This window comes from Corynebacterium lizhenjunii, assembly GCF_011038655.2.
Taxonomy (GTDB): domain Bacteria; phylum Actinomycetota; class Actinomycetes; order Mycobacteriales; family Mycobacteriaceae; genus Corynebacterium; species Corynebacterium lizhenjunii.
On sequence record NZ_CP064954.1, the window covers coordinates 2582873 to 2607882 of the forward strand.

Consider the following 25010-nt stretch of genomic DNA (forward strand, 5'->3'; position numbering starts at 1 on the left):
CTCTTTAGAGCAGTCCAGGGCCGGTCTGTATCTGTCTTTATCGATCCGCGCGGAGCCGGGAGTAGCGCGTCCTTGCGAAATATATTCGTATATCGTATGGTGGGCCATGGATTCTAGTTATGAGAATCACACACCTGTTTACCACAAGATTGGAGGAAACGATGCTCTATAGGCGACCATTTGGAAAGCGTGCCGCTTAAAAAATGACCGAACAAAAGTCAGACTCAATCGGAAAAGCGCAGATAATTTCAGCCAGTGCGACGCTCCTCGGAATGGGAATTACCTGGACTTTAGTTGTCATCTACCGCCTCCATGTGAAGGAAATAGAGGGGGAATGGGGCAACCTGCTGTTGGCATCCGGCGGCCTAGGTTTCGGATGTTCTGCGCTGTACGTCGCATTTCTCCAGCGGAAGCGGCTTGTCCTTTTCATAACAATGGGTTCGCTAACGAGTATCTTCTTGCTCGTTGCATTGGCCTTCTACTCAGGAGCTCTATAGTCAGTCCTATAGTCACAGCGCAAGCCGCCGTGCTGGTCTAAGTGATTAGAACACCACGTTCACCAGCAGCATGTAGGCGGCTGTGCCGCCCAGGATGGACAGACCGGAGTTGTGGCGCCATAGGTGCAGACCTACGGTAATCGCCACGCCGAGGAGGGCGGCAAGGACGCCACCGGGGGCATCGGCCTGACCGAGGACGGTGTAGACGACAAGAACGGTCATGACGCCGACGGGCATCAGCAAGCCCAGCAGGCCTATGAAGGCATTACCTTTGAGCACCTTGAGGAAGCTAAAGGGCAGGGCACGCAGCAGGATGGTGACGATGCACACGGGGATGAGCACCGCCGCGATAGCACCCAGAGTCACACCAGCGGGCATGCTAAGCCTCCTTCCGGCGCCAGGTCAGCCACCCGTCCAGGCGGGGGGAGAGGTAGCGGGCGATAAGCACCAGGAAGTAAACGCACAGGGCCACCATCAGGAAATGCTGCGGCACCAGCAGCGCACAGACCAGGGCGATGCCCCCTGCCAGCACCGGCAGCGAATAGTCCGGGTTGTTCTTAAAAGAGTCAAAGGCTAGCACCACGAATAGGGCCACCAGGGCAAACTCCATGCCTTGGACGTCCTCCGGGATAATTTGTCCCGCCACTGCGCCGACTACGCCGCTAAGCACCCACAGCAGCTGGCAATAAATCTGAATGGTCAGCAGGCGAGTGCCGGAGGGGTTTTCGCCGCGGGGCAGGGCGGAGACGATGGCATAGGTCTCATCAGTTAGGGCATAAGTGGAGTACGCCCGGCCGGTGCGCGACTCAATACGGTGCCGGGGGTAGGTCAGGCCATAGAAGATGTGGCGGAAGTTCACCATGAAGCCCGTGACGGCCGAAGCCACGGCACCCACCCCGGAGGTCACCATGGTCAGTGCCAAAAACTCCATGGAGCCGGCGTAGATGACAAATGAGAATATCGGGGCCCACCACCAGTCAAAGCCGGTCTGCACCACCAGCGCGCCGAAGGCTAGGCCCAAAGGAATCAGCCCGGGGGCCACCGCCCAGCAGTCGCGCAAACCTTGTGAGATTTCTTCCTTGCGCACAGACATGCGTTCAAGCATAAACCACCAGAGCACAGCGCCTAGTTATAGTACGGCTCCTGCGGGAAGGTGGAGTACAAGGGCAGGGGCATGGGCTGGCGGCGCATTACTTCTGCCCACAAGTCCACGCTGGCCGGGGCAATCACGTCACTGGCCAGGGCGGGGGCCACATACCAGTCGCCGTCTTCGATTTGCCGTTCCAGTTCCTGATTATCCCAGATGAAGCGGCCTAAGAAGGAGCGCATGTGGGTGAGAACGCCGCGCATCTCTTCACCGGCGCGCACATCCACCATGGCCACCCGCGGGGCAATGGGCGCCAGGAAGGGGTGCTTGGAGGCATTCACGCCAGGGGCCACCACGCCGATGGTCAGGGTCCCCATGGGCTCAACATCTCCCCCATAATAAAACGCCTTGGGCGGGGCATACAGCTCGTCAAAGATACCGCGGACAGGCGGGGCTACATCGGAAACGCGGTTGAGCATAAGACCCTCAGTGAACTGCGAGGTCTGGTTATAAATGATGACCACATTGCGGCTGTACGTCTGATCTTCCAAATTGGGCGCCGCAATTAACAGCTGGCCAACCTCGACGGGGTTGCGCTCTAAGTCGGTGAAGAGCTCGCGCGGCTCAATAAGCATGGGTCCTATCCCTTCTGTTCTTGCCACCACGCGCGCAAACGCGCGATGGCTTCCTCCCGCTCCAGCGGGCCTTCCTCCAAGCGCAATTCCTTCAGGAACGTCCAAGCCTTGCCCACCTGCGGCCCCGGTTCCAGCCCCAGGATCTCCATGATGGCGTTGCCATCCAAGTCCGGGCGTACCCGGGCCAGGTCCTCCTGCGCCGCGATATGCGCAATGCGCTCTTCCAAATGATCATAGGTGCGTTGGAGCCGCGCCGCCTTGCGGGGGTTACGGGTGGTGCAATCCGCGCGCACCAACTTGTGCAGCCGGGGCAGCAAATCCCCAGCATCGGTAACATAGCGGCGCACCGCAGAATCCGTCCACTGACCCTCACCAAAACCATGGAAGCGCATGTGCAGATACACCAGTTGCCCCACGTCTTGGATAACGGCCTTAGGGTATTTCAGGGCCCGCAGCCGTTTGCGCGCCAGCTTGGCGCCCACTACCTCATGGTGGTGGAAACTCACCCGGCCGTCGGTGAACTCACGGGTATCGGGTTTGCCAATGTCATGCAGCAACGCCGCCCAGCGCAACACCAGATCCGGGCCATCTTCTTCCTGGTCAATGGCCTGGCGCAGCACCTGCAGGGAGTGCGCGTAGACGTCCTTGTGCTGCGCGTGCTCATCAGTCTCCATGGCCAAGGCGGGAATCTCTGGGAAGATATGCTCCGCTATGCCAGACTCGCACAGCAAGTCCAGGCCGGCCTCCGGGCGCTGGCCGCACATGAGTTTGTCCAGCTCCACCTGCACGCGCTCGACGGTAATGCGGCGGATCTCGCCCGCCATATCCGCCATAGCCGCGCGCACCCGCGGGGCTACACGAAATTCCAACTGGGAAGCGAAACGGGCGGCACGCAGCATACGCAAGGGATCATCGTGAAAGGACAGCTCCGGGGCGGCCGGGGTATCCAACACCCCAGCGGCCAAATCCTGCAGGCCCCCCAACGGATCATGGAAACGATGTTGCCCATCCGGGGCCAGCTCTATAGCCATGGCATTGACACGGAAATCCCGGCGGACCAGATCGCCTTCCAAACTATCCCCATAGGTGACTTCCGGGTTGCGGGAATCCCCGTCATACACATCGCTGCGGAAGGTGGTGATCTCTACCTGTTGTCCGTGGTAGGCGGCAGAAACCGTACCGTAATCAATGCCGGTGTCCCAGACTGTTTCTGCCCAATCCTCCAGGATCTCCTTAATAATCTGCGGGCGGGCGGGGGTGGTGAAGTCCATGTCTTCCCCCAACCGGCCCAGCGCGGCGTCGCGGACAGAGCCACCCACCAGGTACAGCGGATAGCCTTGCTGCGCAAAGCGGGAAACCAGTCCGCCCAGCAGGGGAGTTAGCTCTTGGGTTGCCTGGTGGGCACGCGCAAGAACCCCAACCATGGCCGGAGTTTCGGCAGCGCGGGCGGTGTCCTGAGAATTCACGCGTGCAAGTCTACTACGATTAAACGCGATGACTAGCCACAGTAAAGGCGCCAACAAGGGCCCTAATAAAGGCCACAGCCGGGGCCGTAAGTCCGGTGCGAAGTCGGGCGCTCGCTCGGCTGCGCGTTCCGGCGCCCGCAAGCGCCGCCGCCAGCAGCGCCCGCAGCAGGCACGCCCGGCTTCGAAAGGAATGGCCACGCGGGACGAGGTCTCCTCCGGCGGCTTGGTGGTCTCTGGGTTGGCTGAGGCCGTGGATGCCCAAGGCAATGTGGACTTGGCACAGATTTATGTTGCGCTGATTGGCCGCCTGGACCGTCGCGGCCGCCTGTTGTGGTCCATGCCCAAGGGCCACGTGGAGGGCGATGAGCCCAAGGATTTAACCGCCCAGCGTGAGGTGTGGGAGGAAACCGGCATTTACGGGGAGGTCTTTGCCTCCCTGGGGGTTATTGATTATTGGTTTGTCTCCGACGGCGTGCGTATCCACAAAACGGTCCACCACCACCTGTTGCGCTATGTGGACGGCATCCTCAACGATGAGGATCCGGAGGTCACCGAAGTGGCGTGGATACCTGTCTCGGAGCTGATTGAGCACCTGGCTTATGCTGACGAGCGCCGCCTGGCCCGCATTGCCCACGACTTGCTGCCGGATTTCGCCCGCCAGGAAAAGGCAGCGGGGAAGGTAACCCCCCGGTGAGCCGGGGCAGGCATGCTGGGCTGCGTGGTGTGTGTGCGGGCACAACCCTAGCGGCAGCACTCACCGTGGCGCTGAGTGCCGTGGCGTTGAGTACCGTGGCGTTTGGCCCCCTGGCCGTCCCGGTGCCCGCCCAGGCACAGTTGCTTAACGATGCCCCCTGGGACGGCGCCCGCGCCCCCGCCCAGGTAGAGGTCTCCCTAGAAGAGATTGCCCCTATTAACGCTGGTGAGGACCTACGCGTGCGCCTGCGCCTGCACAATAAGTCCGCAGAAACCGCCAGCGAGTTGCAGGTAACCGCACGGCGAGGGGATGCCGTGCCGGGGCTAACGGAGGCCCGCATGGAGCTGGCCGCAGGCCAGTTCCCCTATTTTGGTGCCACCGCCCAGCCGGAGGATTTGGGCCCTGGCGAGTCCACCACTGTGGAGATGACTGTGCCGACGGCTTTGGGCGCCGAGCAATCGCTCGCGGTGACGCAGCCGGGGGAATACCCCGTAATGTTCGCGCTGACCGGCGTGGCCGGGGGCGCCGCACTGGCTTTGGGTGATGACCGCGTGATCCTCCCCGTCGGTGCCCCGGCTTCCGATACCGCCGACAGCCCCGCGCCCGGTGCCACAAGCGCAGACGCCGAGCAGGTAGCAGAAGCCGTCGGCATTCCGGCGACGCCTCCCCGGCGCCCGCACGCGCTGACCCTGATCTATCCGCTAACCGCGCACATCGACATTGTGCCGGGGGAGACCGGCGGGGCGCCGCTGCTGCTGCAGTCGGAACAATTGGCCAACCAATTAGCACCGGAAGGCCGACTCAGCCGGCTATTAGATGAGTATTTAAGCCACGATCTGCAGGGGGCGGGCTGTGTGGCACTAGACCCGGCGGTGCTAGATACGGTAGAGCGGATGGCCGGGGGCTATCGCGTGACCAACCAGCGCCCCTCAATTGCCCGCAAGCCGCAACGGCTGCGTGACTCCTGGACGCGCGACCGCACCAATTATGACGGCGTGGCCGGTACTGGCGCGGCCGATGCCCGGGCTTTTTTGGACAAGATTCACCAATTGGACTGCACCCTGGCCATGCCGTGGGCCAATACCAATACAGACGCAGTCTCCCAAGCGCACAATAGCTGGCTGCTGCATGAGGCCATCGGCCGCGGCGCGGAAACCCTGCGCAATACCACCGGCATGGAGCTCACCTCTGCCATCGTGGCCCCGGGCGCGGGTTATGTGACCCAGCCGCTCGAGACCACCACGCTGGTGGCGGATAACACCCAGTGGCCCGGCCAGGCTGTGACCTTCAATGCCTCCCTGGCCGCCCTGCTGGCTGCCACTGGTCCCGCCCCGGAGACCCCCGGCTATTCCAACCCGCAATTGCGCTTTGACTATCAGCTAGACTCCGCGCCTGCGCGGAATCTCTCCGCCGTCGCGGCCCTGCGCTTGGCCCTGGCCGAAGGCGACACCGTGGCCAAGCTGCCACACAACCTGGACCCGGATGCCGCCCGCGCCCTACTCGGCGAGGCCGCCGCCTTGCTCGCCGCCACAGACAACCTCCCGGGCACAACCCAGCCCAGCGCCTACCCGCAGGAACGGGCGGGGGTGGTGGCACGGGGCATCGGCAAGCTCAAGCCCCAAAGGCACCCCGAGGTAGCCGACGGCCAGGCGGCAGAGGGCAGCCCCTTCCCAGACCCGGCGCAATTGAGCGTGCCGGACGTGCAGGCGGTAGAGCAGCAGGCGCGCTATGCGGATGAACTCACGCGCCTGATGGTCAATGATCCCAACATTGCCATGACGCGCTACGACTTCACGCTGCCGCTGCGCCGGGACCTGCTGACCACCCTGAGCATGACCGGGCGGTCCGCGCGCAGCACCCACGCAGACGCGGTGGCCGCCGCGAACCTGCGCCGCGAGCGTAATTCCGCCATGCTGCAGGAGCTGCGCGCCAGCGTGGCGCTGCTGCCACCGGGCAATGTGTTCACGCGGGCCTCGGAGTCCTCGCCGCTGCTGATTGTGGCGGAGAATAATTTGCCGCTGCCGGTGGAGGCCACCTTGCGCTACTCCGGGCCGGAGGGCACGGTGCTGCACACCCCGGAGGTCCTGCGCATCCCGGCACAAGGATCCATTACAACCTCGCTGACGGCAGATTTGCCTGCCGATGCCGGCCGGACCACCCTGCGCCTGTGGCTGGCAACGGCAGATAATTCCACGGTCTCGGCGCCGGTCATCATCGCTGTGTCCACTCAGGGCGGTAAGTTAGTGGTTTACGGACTAGGCGTAGTGGTAGCCCTGTTGGCCCTGGCCGGATTAGGTCTTAAGCTGCGCCGCAACAACTCCAACTAGAGCAAAGATACTTATGTCATCTCCCCACAGTGCCGGTACTCGTCGGCGCATCATTACGCCAACCCCGCCCGCGCCGGTGCCCGCACCGCGCCCGGTGCGCACCGCTGAGCCTGAGCCCGGCAGCGTAGCCGAGGATAAATCAACGCTGCAAGCCGCCGGGGTAACCGGGGCTGCGGCATCTGGGGCCGGGGCATCCGGCTCGGGCTCGGGCTCGGCCGGCACCGACGGCGGCGGCAATTCGGATGCCGACGTGGTGCGTGCCGGTGGCTCTATGGCGCTGGCGACGCTGATTTCGCGCATAACCGGTTTTGTGCGCACGGTGCTTATTACCGCCTCCCTGGGCGGGGCCATCGCTTCGGCGTTCCAAACCGCCAACCAGATCCCTAACCTGATCACGGAGATCGTTTTGGGCGCGGTGCTCACCGCCCTGGTGGTGCCGGTGCTGGTGCGCGCGGAGAAAGAAGACCCCGATAACGGCGAGGAGTTTGTCCGGCGATTATTCACGCTGGCCGCCACGCTGCTGGGCGGGGTGACCATCCTATCCATCATCTTTGCCCCGCAGCTCACGCGCATGATGCTGCGCGAAGACGGCCTGGTCAACGTGGAACAAGCCACCTCCATGGCCTATCTACTGTTGCCGCAGATTTTCTTCTACGGACTCTTTGCGCTGTTCCAGGCCATTTTGAACACCAAGAATGTCTTTGCCCCAGGGGCCTGGGCGCCGGTGATTAATAATGTCATCTCCATTGCGGTGCTCCTGGCGTATTGGACGCTGCCGGGGGAGTTGCACCCGGACGCGGCATCGGCAGTCACAGATCCCCACGTGTTGCTGCTGGGTATAGGCACCACCGCGGGTGTGGTGGTGCAGTGCCTGATTCTGCTGCCTTATCTGCGCCGCTGCGGGATTAACCTGCGCCCGCTGTGGGGGATTGATGCCCGCCTGAAGCAGTTCGGCGGCATGGCGGTGGCCATCATCGCCTACGTGGCGATCTCCCAGGCCGGCTATGTGGTGACCTCCCAGATTGCGTCCTTGTCTGCCGATGTCGCCCCCGCCGTCTACCAAAACCACTGGCTGCTGCTGCAGGTGCCCTACGGCATTATTGGTGTCACCCTACTCACGGCCATTATGCCGCGCCTATCGCGCAACGCCGCCGACGGCGACAGCGAGGCAGTGGTCCGCGACCTGACCCTGGGCACCAAGCTGACATTTATTGCCCTGATCCCGATTGTCATTTTCTTCACCGGCTTCGGTGTGCCCATTGCTAAGGGCTTATTCGGCTACGGCCGCCTGGACATGGCCACCGCGGAACTTTTGGGCATGACGCTGTCTTTCTCCGCGTTTACGTTGATCCCTTATGCGCTGGTGCTGCTACACCTGCGCGTGTTCTATGCCCGCGAGGAAGCCTGGACACCGACGTTTATTATCGCGGGCATTACCGCCACCAAGGTGGTCCTCTCTCTACTGGCCCCGCAGGTGGCTAGCTCCCCGGAGCGCGTGGTGGTTCTGCTGGGCGCGGCCAATGGCTGCGGCTTTGTGGCCGGTGCCGTCATTGGTGGCTTCCTGCTCAAGCGGCACCTGGGCTCCTTGGGTGGCCGGGCAGTCATGGCAACGACTGCCTGGGCGGTGGCTGCCGGGGGCATCGGCCTGCTAGGTGCCTTTGGCGTGGACTGGGTGCTGGGCCTGGTGCTTCCGGATGCGCCCTCGGCCTACATTCTGGCCCGCGTGGCGGTAGACGGGGTGTTCTTTGTGGCCATCACCGGCCTGGTGCTCTCGCGCTCTGGGCTGCCAGAGGTACTCAACCTGGGCCGGGCCCTGCAGCGGATTCCGGGCCTATCGCGGATTATCCACATCCGCCCCGACGCCGGCATTCAGGTCGAGGCCCCCACCCAGGCAGAAATTGCCCCGCAGTACACCCTGGATGCCTTCAACTCCACCCCGGTTCCGCCGCCGATGTCCGCCGGTATTGTGCGCGGGCCTTCCCTGGTGCCGGGCGCCCCGGTTTCCGACGGCCGCTTCCGTTTGCTGGTGGACCACGGTTCGGTGCCAGGCGCGCGCTTCTGGCAGGCTGTGGAACAAGACACCGGGCGCATGGTGGCGCTGACCTTTGTCGATACCACCAACCAAGCTCCCCTGGCCCCCGCCACCCCGGCGGAAGTGGCCAAGCGCTCGGCCGCCGTCGCGCGCGCTACCCGCAAGCTGGCGGAACTCAACCTGGACACGGTGGCCGATCACATTGACATCTTGTCCTACCGCGCGGGTGCGCTGATTGTGGCGGATTGGATTGAGGGCACCAGCCTGCGGGAGGTCGCAGAGGCCGGCAACCTGGACCCGCAGGCCGTGGCCCACGCGTTGGCCCCCGTGCTTGCCGATGCCTCCACCGCCCACGCCGCCGGCCTGCTCTACGGCGCCGATAACCGGGCCCGCTTCCGCGTGTCCACCGAGGGCATTGTGCGCCTGGCATTCCCCGCCGTCCTGGCTTCCGCCTCCGCCTCCCAGGACCATGAGTCCCTGGCTTCGGCGCTGAGTTTGCTGGTGGGCGCAGCCGCCGCGCCGCCGCAGGCTTTGCGCGAGATTGCCGATGCCGCCGCAGCCGGCCCCGCAGAGCCCGTCCAGGGTGCAGGGGGTGGCGGGGGCGCCGGAGACTCGGGGGCTATTGGAGCTACCGGTGATGCTGGAGCTACCGGTGATGCTGAGGCGATGGCTGCTCTTAGCCTGGCTGAACTGGCCGCCCAGCTGCTAGATTTCGCACCAGAAGATGGTGGGGAAGAAGAGCCACTACCGGTGGCGCAGGCAAACCAGGCAGCCGCCGAGGAGCACGCCGCTTTGGAGGCACAGTCCGAGCCGGGCTTTGGCTCCCGCGGCTACTCACGCACCGGCGCACTGGTCCTGGGCGCGCTGATTACCGCCTTTGTGGTGGGCATGGCTGCGCTGACGGTGTGGATCATGTCGCTGTTTGGGGATCCGGAGACCACGCCGGTGGGCGCACACTCGACCCCCCAAGATTCTTTTGTGGAGCGTCCCTCCGTGATGTTGCAGTCTGGCACCGGCTACTCACTGCCGGGCGGTGCTACCGACACCTCCCTGGCAGACGACTCCACCGACACCACCTGGGTGACCACCCAAGATGGCGCCGGCTACCTGCTCACCGTGGCAGACGACACCCAGCTGCGCTACCTAATTTTGGACCAATATCGTTCCCCTGGCACGCGCTACCGTCTCTATGCCGTCCCGTCCACGGCCGTGGATAAGCTGCGCACCCACTCCGGGGATCCCGTGCAGGTGCGCGGCGTGGTGCCGGCTGCCGAAGGCACCCTGGAAAGCACCCGCGAGATTATCGAGCTAGAGCAGTTGACCGGTTCTGCCTACCGCAACGAGGAGTTCGCCGGCCTGCTGATCTGGATCGATGAGGTCTCCGCCGCTGGGCGCACGGTGCTCTTCGATGCCACCGTGATCGGCCAACCCCCGCGCTAGGTGCCCGCGCTAGTCCGCCACGCGAGGGCCACGCTAGGCGCCCGCGCTAGGGCCACGCGCTTACGCGGGGCCGCTGGACTCCTACGCGGACATGGCGCTGCGCACTGGTAGAGCCCCGCGTTAACGCGGGGCTCTACCTCCCTTGGGGTAGACACGGAGGCCCCCGGATCTCAGCGGAGCCCCAAGTCGCACACCTCGCGACGTGAACCGCCCCGAGCCATTGGGTCAGGCTCAAGGCTACTTGTATATATCGCGGGATAGTTTCATATACAGGTGACCCGAAGGCTCTCGCGTTTTTCCAGGTCGCGGACCAGGCTCAAGGCTACTTGTATATATCGCGGGATAGTTTCATATACAGGTAGCGCGTGGGGCAGATGGGATCAGCGTGTGAACAAATTGGATTAGCGCGTGGGCAGATAGGGCCTGTGTGGAGCAAATGGGACTAGTGCCCTGAGGGGTTGGGACCACGTTCTCGTCAACAGCTGCCAAGTTCCTGCAGTTCCGAAGGGGTCGAGTACTTCACGCTTGAAGTCATGGGCGAAAGTCCGTAGCATGGGGGCACCGGCAAACAAGCCGGAAGAAACGTGCAATAAACCGCAACCATTAAGGAGCACCTCATGACTACACTGGCAGGCATCTACACCATTGACCCCGCCCACACCACCATCGGCTTCGTTGCCCGCCACGCTATGGTGACCAAGACTCGCGGCCACTTTGGTGAGCACACCGGCACCATTTCCGTCGGCGAGTCCATTGCGGACTCCTCCGCCAACGTCGTCGTCCAGGCCGCTTCCATTGACACTGGCAACTCCGACCGCGATGCCCACGTGCGTGGCGAGGACTTCTTTGACGTCGAGCGTTTCCCGGAAATCACCTTCGCTACCACCGCCTTCGACGTAGATCAGGACGGCAACGGCACGGTGACGGGAGATTTGACCATCAAGGGCATCACCAAGCCGGTGACGCTCAAGGTCGACGCCGAGGGCCTGGCCGAGGATCACGCTGGCAACACCCGCTTCGGTTTCGAAGCCACCGGCAAGATCAACCGCACCGACTTCGGCATTGATTTCAACGCACCCCTCAACACCGGCGGCGTGCTAATTTCCGAGGAAATCAAGCTGGAGATCGAGGTCTCCGCCATCAAGCAGTAGCCCTGCAGCGGCAAGCAGTCGTGCTGCGATGGCTAGGCAGACCCGGCGGGTGGGCCGGGTTACACTGTCCCTTATGCCAGATTCCAATCTCACTTACCGCGAAGCCCAAGCCCGCAGCGCCGCCTTTGAGCTGGAGCGCTATGACCTGGACCTAGACCTTAGCCAGGCCCCGACGGGCGAGGACTTCCAGGTCAAGGTCACCATTGTCGGCACCAGCGCCCAGCAGGTGGACCCTGCGGCCTGCTTCGTTGACTTCCTGGGCAGCGCCGTCGGCAGCGTGGAATTCAATGGCACCGAAGTCCCCGTAGACTTCAGCAACGGCCGGGTGTCCGTGCCGCAGCTAGCGCAGCCGGGGGAGTTTACCCTGCGCATCAGCGGCCGGGCGAGCTATTCACGCTCCGGCCAGGGCCTGCACCGCATGGTCGATACCGCCGATGGCAACGTCTACCTCTATTCCCACCTTGAGCCTTCCGATGCCCGCCGCATCTTCCCCTGCTTTGACCAGCCGGACCTCAAGGCGGTCTTCCACACCAGCATCACCGCACCCGATGGTTGGGCTGTGCTGGCCAACCAGCCAGAAATCTCCCGCACCACCCAGGGTGAGGGGGAGACGACGGGGGACCACGAGGGCATCGTCACCGTAAGTTTCGCACCCACCCCACGGCTGTCGACCTACCTGACTGCCTTTGCCGCCGGACCCTACGTCGGCCGCCACACCACCTGGACGGCACCGGACGGCTCTGGGCTGCAGATCGAACTGGGTGCTTGGGCGCGCGCCTCCATGGCAGAGTACGTGGATGAGGAAATCCTGCGCGTGACCAGCCAGGGCCTGGACTTTTACCATCAGGCCTATGCCTACCCGTACCCGTGGGGCAAGTATGACTCCATCTTTGTGCCCGAATACAACTTGGGTGCGATGGAGAACCCCGGCCTGGTTACCTTTACTGAGACCTATCTCTTCCGCTCCCAAGCCACCCGTTGGCAGCGCCAAGGGCGCACCAACACCATCTTGCATGAGATGGCGCACATGTGGTTCGGGGACCTGGTAACCCCGCAATGGTGGGATGACCTATGGCTTAAGGAGTCCTTCGCGGAGTTCATGGGCGCGGACGCCTCGATTGAGGCCACCGAGTACGCCGAGGCCTGGACCAGTTTTGCCAGCGCCCGCAAGAACTGGGCCTATACCCAAGACCAGCTGCCTACCACGCATCCCATCAAGGCGGAGATCCCCGATGTGGACGCCGCGCGACAGAACTTCGACGGCATCACCTACGCCAAGGGTGCCGCGGTGCTCAAGCAGCTGGTGCATTACATCGGCCGCGACAATTTCTATGCCGGGGCACGCGACTACTTCCAAGCCCACGCCTTTGGTTCCGCCACATTCGAAGACCTGCTTGATAGCCTCCAGGCGCACACCGAGCGCGACCTGAACGCTTGGGCCAAGGCTTGGCTGCGCACCTGGGGTCCCGATACTCTTACTCCCCGCGTAGTCGACGGCACGCTGCACATCGACGCCACGGCCGCAGACACGCTGCGTCCCCACCGGCTTAGCGTCTCCCTCTTCGATGCTGACCTGCGCAAATACCAGTCGCTGGACGTGGATCTGCCGGGGGAGGCCACCACGCAAATCGCTGAGGTGGGCAACCCCGCGCTCATTGTCCTCAACGACGGCGATCACACCTACGCCAAGGTGCGCTTCGACGCCACCTCCCTGGCTACCCTGCGCAGCGGCTTGTCGCGCATTGAAGATGAGCTCACCCGCGCTGTGGTGTGGACGTCCCTGTGGCAGGCAACCCGCGACGGCGAGTGGGACGCCCGCGAGTACGTGGGCACCGTGCTCGACCACGCCCCGGCTGAGCCCAGCCCAGGTCTGCTGGCCACGGCCCTGGCTAACGCCCAGCACGCGGTGAACTACTACATCGACCGCGATGACTTCCGGGTGCAGTTTGCCGATGCCCTCTGGGAGCTGCTCCAGGATCCTCACCGTGCCCCTTCCGCTTCCGATGCCCAGCTCACCGTCGCGCGCACCACCATCTCCGCCCTGGCTGCCACCCCAGCGCCGGAGGGGACCGAGCGTTTGCGCTTCCTATTGGACGGCCAACTGGAGGGCCTGCGTCTGGATCCAGACGTGCGCTGGGCCATCCTGGGCGCCCTGGCCTCCCGGGACGCGGTCTCGCTTGCCGAGCTGGAGCAAGAGCGTGCCGCCGATAACACCCTGACCGGTGCTGCCGCCTTTTTGGGCGCGCGCAATAGTTATCCATCGCGCACCCGCGAAGTCTTTGACCTGGTGCGCCAGCCCCGCGCCTACTCCAATGCTGAAGTAGACGAACTCCTCGCTGCCTACCACAGCCCCCACGCCGACCGCGCCGACTTTGCCGAGGAGTTCTTCGACGTGCTGCCCGCCCTCTGGGCTGATCATCCCATCGAAATCGCCAACCGTTTGGTCCGCGGCCTCTACCCGGAACAAGAAAGCGCCCTAGCACGCACCGATGCCTTCCTGGCGCAGGGCCTTCCGGACGGCGATGCCGCCGGGACTAGCACTGGCGCTGCCGCTGCTGCGAGTTCTGGCGGTGCGGACGCTGGCGAGATCCCCGGTGCCCTGCGCCGTGTGCTCCTCGAATGCCAGGACTCCCTCGCTCGGACCCTGCGCGTGCGCGCGGCGCAACCGCACTAGAGTGCCCCGGTTGCGTGCTCCCGCGTTAGCGCGCGGGTGAGCAGGGACTGGCCCACGTAGGTGCCGACTTCCGCACTAAATGTCGCAAGTCGGGTATCCAAGACAAGAATGAGTCGTTCACGCCAAAGTTGGGCCGGGTGTTCCCGGCCGCTTGGCCTGCCGTGATACAGAAGGGGAGAAAAACTCTCTCCTTAACGGTATTCGTGGCGTTACTAGTGCTAGGGTCAAGGACTACGGTCAAAACTAGGGTCAAGAAGAACGCACCCTACCCGCCTAGGTCGCAGATTGGACGGTCCCATGCTACTGGAACTCAAGGTCAAGAATTTCCGCTCGTTTAAAGAGGAAACCACGTTGAGCTTGGTAGCAACCCGGGAGCAAAAGCATCAGGCTCGCTTACCTTATCTGCAAAAGCGGTACCGGAAACGGATTAACCCACTGGCGGGAGTCTACGGCCCAAACGCTGCCGGAAAATCAAACCTTGTGGCAGCACTGCAACATCTCAAGTCACTGGTACTGAGTTCCTCTATAGAGCGAAAAACGCTTCCGTTTACGCCATTTAAACTTAGTAAGCACACTCTCACGGAGCCTTGCGAGTTTAGCCTGCTGTTTTCCCTTGAGGACGCCATCTATGAGTACAGCATCGCCCACACTCGGACAACCATAACCTTCGAAGCATTGGTGGAGCTGCGCAGTCGCGATGAATTGGTGGTTTTCGAGCGCACTGGGCAGATGGTCGAAGTGGACAAGAGCTTTGAGGGATCCAGTATCGCGGAAATTGCTAAGGGAGTCCGCCCACATGTACCTGTGGTTTCAGGAATTTCAGTATTGGATCGGGGCAGCAACGACCATGTTGCGTTGTTCTCCGCTCCTAGCCGATGGCTCGAAAACGTTGTCATTATTCCTGCCGGGTTCACCACTAATGGCCTAGCTGCTCCGAATGTCGAAGGAATGGATTCCTTCCTGCATTCACTCGGCGTCGGCATCGAGGGCGTAGAACGGCACCCGATTCCCATCGAATCGATCCGCTTACCCGAAGAGGAACTAGAGCACGCTATCAGCAACCTAGGAGAGGACGAATTGGCGTCTTTCGAGACTGCCCACGGCAGGTATGAGGTTACCAAGAGTTCAGGACAAACGCTCGCATCCCGGGTCCTGCTTACGCACCATGGCGAAAACAACGAACCCGTGCCATTTGACTGGAGCGAAGAGTCTGACGGCACTAAAGCATCCCTGAAGCTCTTTCCACTGTTTTGGGCCCTCACGCAAGAAAACTCCGAGCTCTTGCTGATAATAGACGAGCTGGACCGGAGTTTCCATACCCTCTTGGTGCGCCAACTAATTGAGGATTTCTTGCATCACTGCTCTGAGCACACCCGCTCTCAGCTCATATTCACAACTCACGACCTCATGCTGATGGACCTTGACATCTTCCGCCGTGATGAGATTTGGATTGCGGAGAAATCGCGCCAAGGCGCCACCTCACTCATCTCCCTGTCGGAATACAAGGGCCTGCGTGCAGACAAAGATCTTCGGCGTAGCTACCTCGATGGGCGATTCGGTGGCTTGCCTCTCATCACTACCGCCGATCTCTTCTCCTCGCATAGGAGGTGAGTAGTGCCCACACGCAAGCGCCGCAACATCGGCACCAACCGCTACGCGACCCGCGAGCAACGCAAGATCTACATCATTGGCGTTGAAGGTGAGACTGAGCGCGAGTACTTCAGCGCGTTGGTGCCGAATCCACGGCACGTCAAGGTCATAGTGTTGCAGGGAAAGAACCCGAGTGCTATTGGAGTTCAAGAAACTGTTCAGGACCAGTTGGACAGCTTGAAGAAAGGCCACCAGCTACGCGCCGGTGACGAGGCCTGGGTAGTGATCGACCGCGATGATGGAGAAAAAGACGACTTCATAGCCGCGGTCTACAGCTGGGCCGCCAAGCATGCCAACAGATTTGTAGCGCTGTCCAGCCCCTTTTTTGAGTATTGGCTATTGCTGCACTACGAGGATCCCAAGGGCATAGCCAGCAAGAAAGAATGCATGCAGCGGCTAAAGCACCACAACCCTGCTTACCGCAAGGGGAGTGCCAATCAGCTTCCGCTAGACGGGCAGCAGATAGTTGAAGCGCTCAACAGAGCAGCACCCCGCTTCACGAACATTCCCAGTTCCCTAAGCGAATTGCGTGATGTCTCAGGCGGCTTCACCACAGCTAACTTTCTAGTGGAGAAGCTGCTGAGGGAGTGCCACTAGCGCCGTGTGAGGCCCACGGCTGGAGCGCCCAAGAGACCTTGGGGAGCAGGGTCTACCCCCGAGATCACCCCCGCTATCCTGGGATTGCGCAATGAAGTGTGCAAGAAAAAGGGTAGACGCGTCGGTGCGGACGTGCTGAAATTAAGAACAAAGGAAAGTTCTAACGGGGGGTTGAGGTTCATGGAACCACAAGCACGCACCGACCGCACAGACAACGAGCTCATCGACGCATTCTTGGGTGGCGATGACCGCGCGTTCTCAGCCATCGTGGAGCGCCACCGGCGCCGGCTGACCTTCGTAGCGCAACGCTATGTCAGCGACCATCATGACGCAGACGATATCGTCCAGGAGGCTTTGTTCAGGGCAGCAAATTCCTTGGGCAACTACCGCCAGGACGCGAAGCTGTCCACCTGGCTCCAGCGGCTGGTGATGAACGCGGGCTACGACCACGCCAAGTATCACCGGCAGCGCCAGATGTCTTCCCTAGATGCCTTCCCCCTGGACCCGGACTACAACACCGCGCTGTCCTATGAGGAACACATTGACACCAGCATCGCGCTGACGGAGGCCCTCAACTCCCTGGGGGAGGATCAACGCGCCACCATCTACCTCACGGAAATCGAAGGCTTCTCGCTTGCCGATGTCGCCCAAGCCCACGGCGTGCAGACAGGCACCGTCAAATCCCGCAGGGCCCGGGCGAAGGAAGCCTTGCGCAATGCGCTGACATCGGGCTAAGGGGCATCGGCAAGCTGGGGCACACCGTGGGGCACACGTTGGGGGTTTAAACCTGGCGGGAATTGCCGAGTAGGATCGGGACGTTAAGTGTCATATACCTTCAAAGACTCTCAAAGGAGTACGTAATGACCATCCATGACGTCGCCATCGTGGGCTCTGGCCCCGCCGGCTACACCGCGGCGCTGTATGCGGCGCGCGCTGAGCTTAACCCCATCGTGTTTGAGGGCTATGAGTACGGCGGCGAGCTGATGAACACCACTGAGGTAGAAAATTACCCCGGGTTCCAGAAGGGAATTATGGGCCCGGAGCTCATGGAGGAAATGCGTGCGCAGGCCATTCGCTTTGGCGCTGACCTGCGCATGGACCTGGTGGACAAGGTAGAGCTGGAGGGGGAGATTAAGCGCCTACATGTGGGTGATGAGGTCTTTGAGGCCCGCACCGTCATCCTGGCCACCGGTGCTGCGCCGCGCTACCTGGGCATTCCCGGTGAAGCTGAACTGGGCGGGCGCGGCGTGTCCGCATGTGCGACCTGCGACGGCTTCTTTTTCAAGGGCCACAACATTGCCGTGGTTGGCGGCGGAGACTCCGCCATGGAGGAAGCCACCTTCTTGACCAAATTCGCGGAGACGGTGACCATTATCCACCGCTCAGAAAACTTCCGGGCCTCCAAGATCATGCTCGAGCGCGCCAAGGCAAACCCGCAGATCAAGTGGCTGACCAACACCACGGTTGAAGAGGTCCTCGAAGGCGAAGGCAAGGTGGCGGGACTAACCGTTAAGGATGTCACCACTGGGCAGACCTCCCGCCTAGACGTCACTGCCATGTTCGTGGCCATTGGCCATGACCCGCGCTCCGAGTTCCTGGAGGGCCAGGTGGCTACAAATGAAGCCGGGTACGTCACCGTGGAACACCCCAGCACCAAGACCTCCCTGCCGGGCGTTTTTGCCTGCGGTGACTTGGTGGATGACCACTACCAGCAGGCGATCACGGCCGCCGGTTCCGGCTGCCGCGCCGCCATTGATGCCGAACACTTCCTAGCAGAAAGCCGATAGACCATTATGAGCAACGTACAAGCAGTAACCACCGATACCTTCAAGAGCGAAGTCATCGAATCCGATAAGCCAGTAGTGGTGGACTTCTGGGCCGAGTGGTGCGGGCCGTGCAAGAAGCTTTCCCCAATCCTGGATGAAGTTGCCAGCGAGCTGGGGGACTCCGTCAAGGTTGTGAAGGTAAACGTAGACGAGGAGCGCAACCTGGGCGCCATGTTCCAAATCATGTCCATCCCCTCGGTGCTGATCTTCAACAACGGCGAAAAGGTAGATGAATTCGTGGGCGTGAAGTCCAAGAATGCGATTGTCGCGCAAATCAACAAGCAGCTCTAGCTGCTAGTGTCTCCTAGAGGAAATAAGTGAGATTGGAAAGGGGTTCGTGTGGACCGCGTTCTTCGCGTTGGCGACCACAGCGCACGAGTCGCTGAGGCTCGTGCGACCCTTGCCCGCTTGGGCTATAACTCCGGCTACACCGGGGAAGTCACGGACTGGAAGAAGCAGCGGTTCTCTGAAGAAGACAAGGTCTTCGACGCCCACTTGGCGCAGGCCTTGAAGGGTTTCCAGCAATCGCGGGGCATAGTCCCGTCTGGTTCCATTGACGAGCCCACCCTGCGCGAGCTGCGCCAAGCCTCCTATAGCTTGGGGGCACGTGTGCTCAACTTCCAGCCCGGTGCGGAACTGGTGGGCGACGATGTTTCCCAGCTGCAAAAACAGCTTCACGAACTAGGCTTTTATCACCACCGGGTGGATGGTCTTTTTGGGCCAAACACCCACGCCGCACTGGTGGAATACCAACTCAACGCCGGTTTGCAAGACGATGGCGTGTGCGGCCCCACCACCATTCGCGCGCTGAGCCTTTTGGGCCGGCGCATCACGTCCGGTTCGGCGCACAATATCCAAGAAATTGAGCGCGTGCGCAACGCCGGGCCCAAACTGGCTGGCAAACGCGTGGTCATTGACCCAGCCTTGGGCGGTGCCAACCAAGGCCTGACCGTGCGTGGCCGTTTCGGCGACATCACTGAGGAAGAGCTGCTGTGGGATCTGGCCCAGCGCCTGGAAGGGCGCATGATTGCGGCAGGTATGGAGACCATTATCTCACGGCCGCGCCTGGATGATCCGTCGATTAAGGACCGCTCCGAGCTGGCCAACGCCTTTGGCGCGGACCTGATTATTTCCCTGGCCTGCGACCGCTACCACAATGAGAAAGCCAATGGGGTGGCCTCTTTCTACTTTGGCTCGCAGGCGGGCAATTCCTCCCTGCTGGGCGAGGCCCTCTCTGGCTACATTCAGCGGGAGATTGTGGCGCGCACGCCCCTGATTAACCTGCACAACCACGGTCGCACCTGGGATTTGCTGCGCCTGACCCAGATGCCGGTGGTGCAGGTGGTGCTCGGCTACCTGACCAATCCTTCCGATGTAGCTGTGCTTACCGATGCCGCCTCCCGTGACAACATTGCAGAGGCCATTGTGGTTGCCGTCAAGCGCATGTACCTGCTCGACGAGGACACCGCAGTCACGGGCACCTACAAGTTCGAGCAGCTGCTGCAGGCAGAACGCGCCTAGGCCTGGGCGTGCGCGGCCGGGCGTGCGCAGCCGGGGTTAGATGCCGCTAGCCCTGGGTGCGCGGCCGGAGTTGAATCTCGCTAGGCCAGCGCGCGGGCCAGGAGGTCCTCGACTGCGGCGGCGCTAAGCAGCGGGTTCTCCGGCGGCAAGTCCAGGCGCAGGCGTGGGGTGGCGGGGTGTTCCTGGACTACTTTGAAACCAGCAGACTCCAGAATCTCGACCGGCAGTAGCCCAATAAGCGCCGGTTTGGCCCCCAGCAGGGCGGTTGCTCGGGCGCTATCGCGGAACCCAAAGGCCTCCACGGCGGGGTAATCAGCGGTGATGAGGTGGACAATGGTGGCATCGAGCAGCACAGCCTCCAGCCCGCGGGAGGCCCGGGTGGGGGAGATGAACAGGGAGGTCAAGAAGGCGGCATCGGCAGATACGGGGGCAGTGGGCAGCTTGGCGGCACCTGGTGCGTACTGGGGCGGGCAGAAGAACACGGTGGCTTCACTGCCCACAGTAAAGCCGCACTCGCCCACGCGGACGAGCATGGCTAAGAGCCAGGCTTCCTTCTCAAAGGCGGTATCAGCCACCGTGTCCTTGAGCTCCCAGAAGACCGACTTGGACGCCTGGGGGTGCAGCGGCCCGCCGGGGGAATAAGGCTCTACCCACATGAGCTGCTGCTCCTCGGTTTTAAGCCTGGCCTTCGATGATGGCCAGGATGCGCTCAAAGTCCTCCTGATCACCGAACTCGACCACCATCTTGCCCTTGCGCTTGCCCATGGTGACGGTGACCTTGGTGTCGAAGCGATCGGCCAGGCGGTCGGCGCGTTCAGTAAAGAACTGCGGGGTCGCAGCAGTGGCCTTCTTCTGCTTCGGCTCCGGTTGGCCGTCGCGCTTCCACAGGGTAACGGCCTCCTCCGTGGCGCGCACGGACAAGCCCTCTGCCACCACGCGGCCGGCCAGCTGGATCATGGCCTCCGGGTCCTCCAAGCCCAACAAGGCGCGGGCGTGGCCATTGGACAACACGCCAGCGGCGACACGTTTTTGAACCTCTACCGGAAGCTTAAGCAAGCGCAGCGTGTTCGTGACCTGGGGGCGAGAGCGCCCAATGCGATCCGCCAGTTCATTCTGCGTAACCCCAAATTCTTCGAGCAACTGCGCATAAGCGTGGGCCTCTTCCAGCGGATTGAGCTGCACGCGGTGGAGGTTTTCCAGCAAGGCGTCGCGCAGGAGGGCATCATCCGCCGTGTCGCGCACAATCGCCGGAATGGTGGCCAGACCCGCCTTGGAAGCCGCCCGCCAGCGGCGCTCGCCCATGATCAGCTCAAAGCCACCCTCAGCCGCAGGGCGCACCACCACCGGCTGTAACAGACCGAACTCCTTGATGGAATGGATCAGCTCATTAAGGCCGTCCTCATCAAAGACAGTACGTGGCTGCTTGGGGTTGGGCGTGACCTCACCCAACGGGATCTCGCGGTAGGTGGCCCCAATCGTTGCCGGCTTCGGTTGGCGCTTACCGGCAGTACCCTGCGAAATGGTGGGGGCGCCCTTGATCTGCTTGCCCTCTGCCTGTCCGGAGGATTTCTGCGGAGCGGTGCCAAAGATGGCATCGGCAGCCCCGGCACCCAAACGCGGGCTGCGCTGAGGCACATTGGGACCCGAAGGAATAAGGGCTGCCAGGCCTTTACCCAGGCCACCTTGACGCTGCTTTTCCATAGAGGATTATCCTTCCAATTCCGCGTAAATCTCTGGGCTCACACCGATGGCCCCGGTGCTGGGGTGCGGCACATAGTCGCCGCGCAGGTCCAACTCCCGGGCCGCCGCCACATACGCCATGGCACCCGTAGAGCTGGGATCATAAGCCACCACCGTCTTACCAAAACCCGGGGCCTCGGAGACACGAATGGAGCGGGGGATAACGTTACCAAGAACCACCGCGCCAAACTGACTGCGCACCTCATTGGCCACCTGCTCCGCCAGTTTGGTGCGCGCGTCAAACATAGTGAGCAAAATGCCAGAAATGTGTAGCTGCTGGTTCAAGTGCTCGCGGATCATCCCGATATTGCCCAAAAGCTGACCCACGCCTTCCAGCGCGTAATACTCGCACTGAATGGGGATGAGGACTTCCTCCGCACACGTCATGGCGTTGATGGTCAACAGACCCAACGACGGCGGGCAGTCAATAAAGACGTAGTCGAAGCCGTGGGATTCCAGGAAGCCGTTATGCAGGGCATCATAAAGCCGAAACTCGCGTCGCACCAGGGAGACCATCTCAATCTCTGCACCTGCCAAGTCAATGGTGGCGGGGATACAAAAGAGGTTGGGGTTGTCCGGGCTGGGCTGCATGGCTTGCTCAGCGGTGCGATCCCCCAGCAGAACCTCATAGGAGGAGTCCGTCCCGGATGTGTGTTGCGCCCCCACCGCAGTAGAGGCGTTTCCCTGCGGATCCAGGTCCACCACCAGGACCTTGCGCCCATCGGCGGCCAGGGCGGCGGCCAGATTGACCGCGGAGGTGGTTTTGCCCACCCCACCCTTCTGATTAGCGATGGTGATTAAGCGCGCTGAAGTCATGCCCACTAGATTACTTCACGCGGGGGACACGAATAATAGTGGTTCCTTTGACCTGTTCAACGCGGGCTTTGCCGCCGCCTGCTTGCTTGATGTCCCGGGCGTCACGCTCGAGTTCCTCAAAGACGCTCTCACCCTTCATCGCGATCATTTCCCCACCCACGCGCACCAAGGGCAGCGACCACTTAGCCAGCTTGCCCAAGGGCGCCACGGCGCGCGAAGTCACCACGTCCGCGCCAGCTACGGCCCGCTTAATCGGGCCTTCCTCCGCCCGGCCGCGCAGCACGGTGACGTTGTCCAGGCCCAGCATCTGCGTGACTTCACTGAGGTATGTGGAGCGCTTCAGCAGCGGCTCAATCAGCGTGATCTGCAGGTCCGGCCGCGCAATAGCCAGCGGGATGCCGGGCAGCCCCGCACCGGAACCGACATCCACAATCCGGGCTTCCTGCGCCATGACCTGACCAATTACCGCACAGTTGAGGATGTGGCGCTCCCACAGCCGGGGGATTTCCCGCGGGCCCATGAACCCACGCTGGTTGCCATCGGTGGCCAGTGAGTCATGGTAGCGCTGGGCCAGCTCCAGACGGGGGCCAAAGACATCCGCGGCGCTTGCGGGGGCGCTGGAGGTGCCAAGACCGCCAGAGCCGCCGGGCTCGCTGGAGGTGCCGTGAGAGTCCATCACGTTAATTCTTGCCCTTGCGCTGCTTCTTGGTGCGGTTATCAACCTTGCGCGCGCCCGGCTTAGGGGCGGAGGTGCGCTTGGCTTCAATCTTGGCCTGCTCTTCGGCTTCTTCCTCAGCGTCCATCTTCTTAAACACCAGGTGGGTCTGGGCAAAGGTCCAGGTGGTGTTGGCCAGCATGTAGAAGAGCAAACCGATGGGCCAAATTGCACCGGAGATGACCAGGGTAGCGGGCAGGAACCACAGCATCATGTTGTTCATGAGCTTGGTCTGCATCTCCATCATCTCTGCGTTCGGGCCAGTGGGGGCGGTGACCTTACCCGCAGCCTTGCGGCGCTCCTGCCGCGCCAGGGAGAAGCGGGCATTGAGGTGGGTAAACACAGCAATGATCGCAATCAGCGGCACGATGATAACTGCGGCCTGGGCCACAGTGACATCGTTAAGCACTGGCGAGTTCACCCGCAGGTTGGCCACCAGCGGCACGCCGAAAACCTCCGCATTAAGGAAGGACTGCACCAGCTCCGGGGAGAAGATGTAGTTGGCGGTATTGGCGTTGTCAGCCACAGACATGGGCTCGCTGACGTGCCCAAAGCTTCCGCCCACCGCCACGGTACGGTCGAAAGAGCGCAGCACGTGGAATAGACCAATAAACACCGGCAGCTGCGCGATTAGTGGCAGACAGCCCGCCACAGGACGCACGCCGGATTCCTTATAGATCCGCTGCATCTCCTGCGCGGCCTTGGTCTGATCATTGGGGTACTTGGCCCGGATCTCCGCAATCTTGGGCTGGATCTCCTGCATTTTGCGGGTGGAGCGAATCTGGTTGATGGTTGGCTTCACCAACAAGGACTTAATGGTCCAGGTCAGCAGCACAATGGCCAGAATCCAGGTGACGCCCCAATCGGGGTTCATGACCAAACTCAGCAGCCAGTGCCAAAACCACAACACAGCTGATAGCGGCCAATAGATAAAATTAAGCACGTGAAATCTTCCTAGGTTGTCTTGGGAACCGGGTCGTAGCCTCCCGGGTGCCAGGGGCCGCATTTGACCAGCCTGACTAATGCCGCGACAGTGCCCTTCCAAGCGCCGTGGACGCAGATGGATTCCAGTGCATATGCACTGCAAGTGGGCTCAAAACGGCAGGTGGATACCATCTTAAGGGGTGAGAGGTACTTTTGGTAGAACCGCACCGCCGCCACCAGGGGCCGGGCCCCGCCGCGGGGCGCCGGGATGGGCTCGCCCTCATGGTTGTAGTACTCCAAGCTTGCCGATGCCCCCTCTACGCCCAGCTCCGTGCCGTACCCGAGGTTGCACCCGGGGTTGGGCTAGGTGCCGTACCGGTGGATTTGCTCGGCATTGGGGCGCCGGCCTTGCGCAGCGCTTTGCGCAGATCAGCGGCAAGTTTCGCACTGCTGGCGTCCGCGCTGGCGGGCAGGGCCCGCACCACGATGTCCGCGTGCGGGGGCAACTGCGGAGCCAGCTGCCTTAAGACATGACGAAGCCGCCGGGAGGTGCGGTGGCGTACGACCGCATTCCCGACGGCCTTAGAAACAACCAAGCCGAAGCGGGGGCCAGTGGCCGCTACTTCGGCTGGGTGATGTTCAAGCGTCTGGTCGCGGTAATGCACCACGACAGTGCGCGATCCTGCCCGCTTGCCCTCCTTGAAGCACCGGCGAAATTGTGCCGGTGAAGTGAGCTTATGCTGCGGGGGAAGCATGACTATGCAGTCAGCTTTGCGCGGCCCTTCTTGCGGCGCGCTGCCACAATAGCGCGCCCCGCACGGGTGCTCATACGGGTACGGAAGCCATGCTTACGTGCACGGCGACGGTTGTTCGGCTGGAACGTCCGCTTGCCCTTTGCCACGGTAATTCTCCTTGCAGTTCTAAGCTGGTTGCACGCGCGTGCAACCAGCCACATGTGTGTATAAAACCGTGAGATATTAATGCTCAAGCCGCCGCTGGAAGGTGGCGAGTGCTCTCACGCACAGCTTTCGCTGCGATAGACCATGACAGATTACGTGAATTGACGCTATAGGGCCAAATCGACACGGGGTTACACCCGAAATTACAAGAATGTTTTTTCTCCCAGCTCAGACCAGTAATTGGGCGCGTTTGCTGGGAGGACCTGTCCCGGGGTGCGGTGAGGGCTGGGGCGGTGAGGTTAAGGGGCATCGGCAAGCT

22 protein-coding genes and 1 pseudogene are annotated in these 25010 nt (G+C 62.1%); 11 read left to right on the top strand and 12 right to left on the bottom strand.

Annotated features, from left to right (window positions below; genetic code table 11):
• Nucleotides 1-542: 542 nt before the first annotated feature.
• Genes G7Y31_RS11755 through G7Y31_RS11770 form a run of 4 tightly spaced genes read right to left on the bottom strand, consistent with a single transcriptional unit; the run spans nucleotide 543 to nucleotide 3685 of the window.
• Entirely contained in the window at nucleotides 543-875 is a 333-nt protein-coding gene (locus tag G7Y31_RS11755) for a branched-chain amino acid transporter permease (RefSeq protein ID WP_165009341.1), read from the bottom strand.
• 1 nt (nucleotide 876) lies between these two features.
• Entirely contained in the window at nucleotides 877-1590 is a 714-nt protein-coding gene (locus G7Y31_RS11760; protein WP_425321642.1) for an AzlC family ABC transporter permease, read from the bottom strand.
• Nucleotides 1591-1622: 32 nt separating this feature from the next.
• Nucleotides 1623-2219, bottom strand: a complete 597-nt coding sequence (locus tag G7Y31_RS11765; protein ID WP_165009337.1) for a YqgE/AlgH family protein — start codon at nucleotides 2217-2219, stop codon at nucleotides 1623-1625.
• 5 nt (nucleotides 2220-2224) lie between these two features.
• Entirely contained in the window at nucleotides 2225-3685 is a 1461-nt protein-coding gene (locus G7Y31_RS11770) for a CCA tRNA nucleotidyltransferase (protein WP_413227981.1), read from the bottom strand.
• A gap of 148 nt (nucleotides 3686-3833) precedes the next feature.
• Between G7Y31_RS11770 and G7Y31_RS11775 the strand changes: the two are divergent.
• From G7Y31_RS11775 to G7Y31_RS11825, 11 genes and pseudogenes are all read left to right on the top strand, one after another.
• Nucleotides 3834-4379: pseudogene (locus tag G7Y31_RS11775) on the top strand (NUDIX hydrolase); the annotation flags it as partial.
• Complete coding sequence (locus G7Y31_RS11780) at nucleotides 4376-6706, top strand: hypothetical protein (protein ID WP_244977402.1); 2331 nt, start codon at nucleotides 4376-4378, stop codon at nucleotides 6704-6706. The pseudogene G7Y31_RS11775 and the gene G7Y31_RS11780, both read left to right, overlap by 4 nt.
• Before the next feature lie 13 nt (nucleotides 6707-6719).
• Nucleotides 6720-10178: a murein biosynthesis integral membrane protein MurJ gene (locus tag G7Y31_RS11785; RefSeq protein WP_165009333.1), complete on the top strand. Its 3459-nt coding sequence runs from the start codon at nucleotides 6720-6722 to the stop codon at nucleotides 10176-10178.
• 617 nt (nucleotides 10179-10795) lie between these two features.
• Entirely contained in the window at nucleotides 10796-11329 is a 534-nt protein-coding gene (locus G7Y31_RS11790) for a YceI family protein (protein ID WP_165009331.1), read from the top strand.
• Between the two features lie 73 nt (nucleotides 11330-11402).
• On the top strand, nucleotides 11403-14003 hold the full coding sequence (gene pepN, locus G7Y31_RS11795) for an aminopeptidase N (protein WP_165009329.1): 2601 nt from the start codon (nucleotides 11403-11405) through the stop codon (nucleotides 14001-14003).
• Nucleotides 14004-14300: 297 nt separating this feature from the next.
• On the top strand, nucleotides 14301-15614 hold the full coding sequence (locus tag G7Y31_RS11800; protein ID WP_165009327.1) for an AAA family ATPase: 1314 nt from the start codon (nucleotides 14301-14303) through the stop codon (nucleotides 15612-15614).
• 3 nt (nucleotides 15615-15617) lie between these two features.
• Nucleotides 15618-16250 carry an RloB family protein gene (locus tag G7Y31_RS11805; protein ID WP_165009325.1) on the top strand — a complete coding sequence of 211 codons (633 nt, stop codon included), beginning with the start codon at nucleotides 15618-15620 and terminating at the stop codon, nucleotides 16248-16250.
• A gap of 180 nt (nucleotides 16251-16430) precedes the next feature.
• Complete coding sequence (locus G7Y31_RS11810; protein ID WP_165009323.1) at nucleotides 16431-16985, top strand: RNA polymerase sigma factor; 555 nt, start codon at nucleotides 16431-16433, stop codon at nucleotides 16983-16985.
• Between the two features lie 125 nt (nucleotides 16986-17110).
• Complete coding sequence (trxB, locus tag G7Y31_RS11815; protein ID WP_165009321.1) at nucleotides 17111-18037, top strand: thioredoxin-disulfide reductase; 927 nt, start codon at nucleotides 17111-17113, stop codon at nucleotides 18035-18037.
• A 6-nt stretch (nucleotides 18038-18043) separates the two neighbouring features.
• On the top strand, nucleotides 18044-18367 hold the full coding sequence (gene trxA / locus G7Y31_RS11820) for a thioredoxin (RefSeq protein WP_165009319.1): 324 nt from the start codon (nucleotides 18044-18046) through the stop codon (nucleotides 18365-18367).
• A gap of 48 nt (nucleotides 18368-18415) precedes the next feature.
• Nucleotides 18416-19597: an N-acetylmuramoyl-L-alanine amidase gene (locus G7Y31_RS11825; RefSeq protein ID WP_165009317.1), complete on the top strand. Its 1182-nt coding sequence runs from the start codon at nucleotides 18416-18418 to the stop codon at nucleotides 19595-19597.
• A gap of 80 nt (nucleotides 19598-19677) precedes the next feature.
• On the opposite strand, the gene G7Y31_RS11830 is transcribed toward G7Y31_RS11825, so the two are convergent.
• Genes G7Y31_RS11830 through rpmH form a run of 8 tightly spaced genes read right to left on the bottom strand, consistent with a single transcriptional unit; the run spans nucleotide 19678 to nucleotide 24693 of the window.
• On the bottom strand, nucleotides 19678-20253 hold the full coding sequence (locus tag G7Y31_RS11830) for a hypothetical protein (protein WP_165009383.1): 576 nt from the start codon (nucleotides 20251-20253) through the stop codon (nucleotides 19678-19680).
• A gap of 19 nt (nucleotides 20254-20272) precedes the next feature.
• Complete coding sequence (locus tag G7Y31_RS11835; protein WP_165009315.1) at nucleotides 20273-21298, bottom strand: ParB/RepB/Spo0J family partition protein; 1026 nt, start codon at nucleotides 21296-21298, stop codon at nucleotides 20273-20275.
• A gap of 6 nt (nucleotides 21299-21304) precedes the next feature.
• A complete protein-coding gene (locus G7Y31_RS11840; RefSeq protein WP_165009313.1) occupies nucleotides 21305-22153 on the bottom strand; it encodes a ParA family protein in 849 nt (282 codons plus the stop codon).
• A 10-nt stretch (nucleotides 22154-22163) separates the two neighbouring features.
• On the bottom strand, nucleotides 22164-22829 hold the full coding sequence (gene rsmG / locus G7Y31_RS11845; protein WP_165009311.1) for a 16S rRNA (guanine(527)-N(7))-methyltransferase RsmG: 666 nt from the start codon (nucleotides 22827-22829) through the stop codon (nucleotides 22164-22166).
• Between the two features lie 4 nt (nucleotides 22830-22833).
• Nucleotides 22834-23811: a membrane protein insertase YidC gene (yidC, locus tag G7Y31_RS11850; protein WP_165009309.1), complete on the bottom strand. Its 978-nt coding sequence runs from the start codon at nucleotides 23809-23811 to the stop codon at nucleotides 22834-22836.
• An 11-nt stretch (nucleotides 23812-23822) separates the two neighbouring features.
• Nucleotides 23823-24092: a membrane protein insertion efficiency factor YidD gene (yidD, locus tag G7Y31_RS11855; RefSeq protein ID WP_165009307.1), complete on the bottom strand. Its 270-nt coding sequence runs from the start codon at nucleotides 24090-24092 to the stop codon at nucleotides 23823-23825.
• A 17-nt stretch (nucleotides 24093-24109) separates the two neighbouring features.
• A complete protein-coding gene (gene rnpA, locus G7Y31_RS11860) occupies nucleotides 24110-24547 on the bottom strand; it encodes a ribonuclease P protein component (RefSeq protein WP_165009305.1) in 438 nt (145 codons plus the stop codon).
• Nucleotides 24548-24549: 2 nt separating this feature from the next.
• The gene (gene rpmH, locus G7Y31_RS11865; RefSeq protein ID WP_003847033.1) at nucleotides 24550-24693 is read right to left on the bottom strand and encodes a 50S ribosomal protein L34; all 144 of its coding nucleotides are present in this window, start codon (nucleotides 24691-24693) and stop codon (nucleotides 24550-24552) included.
• Nucleotides 24694-25010: the final 317 nt, after the last annotated feature.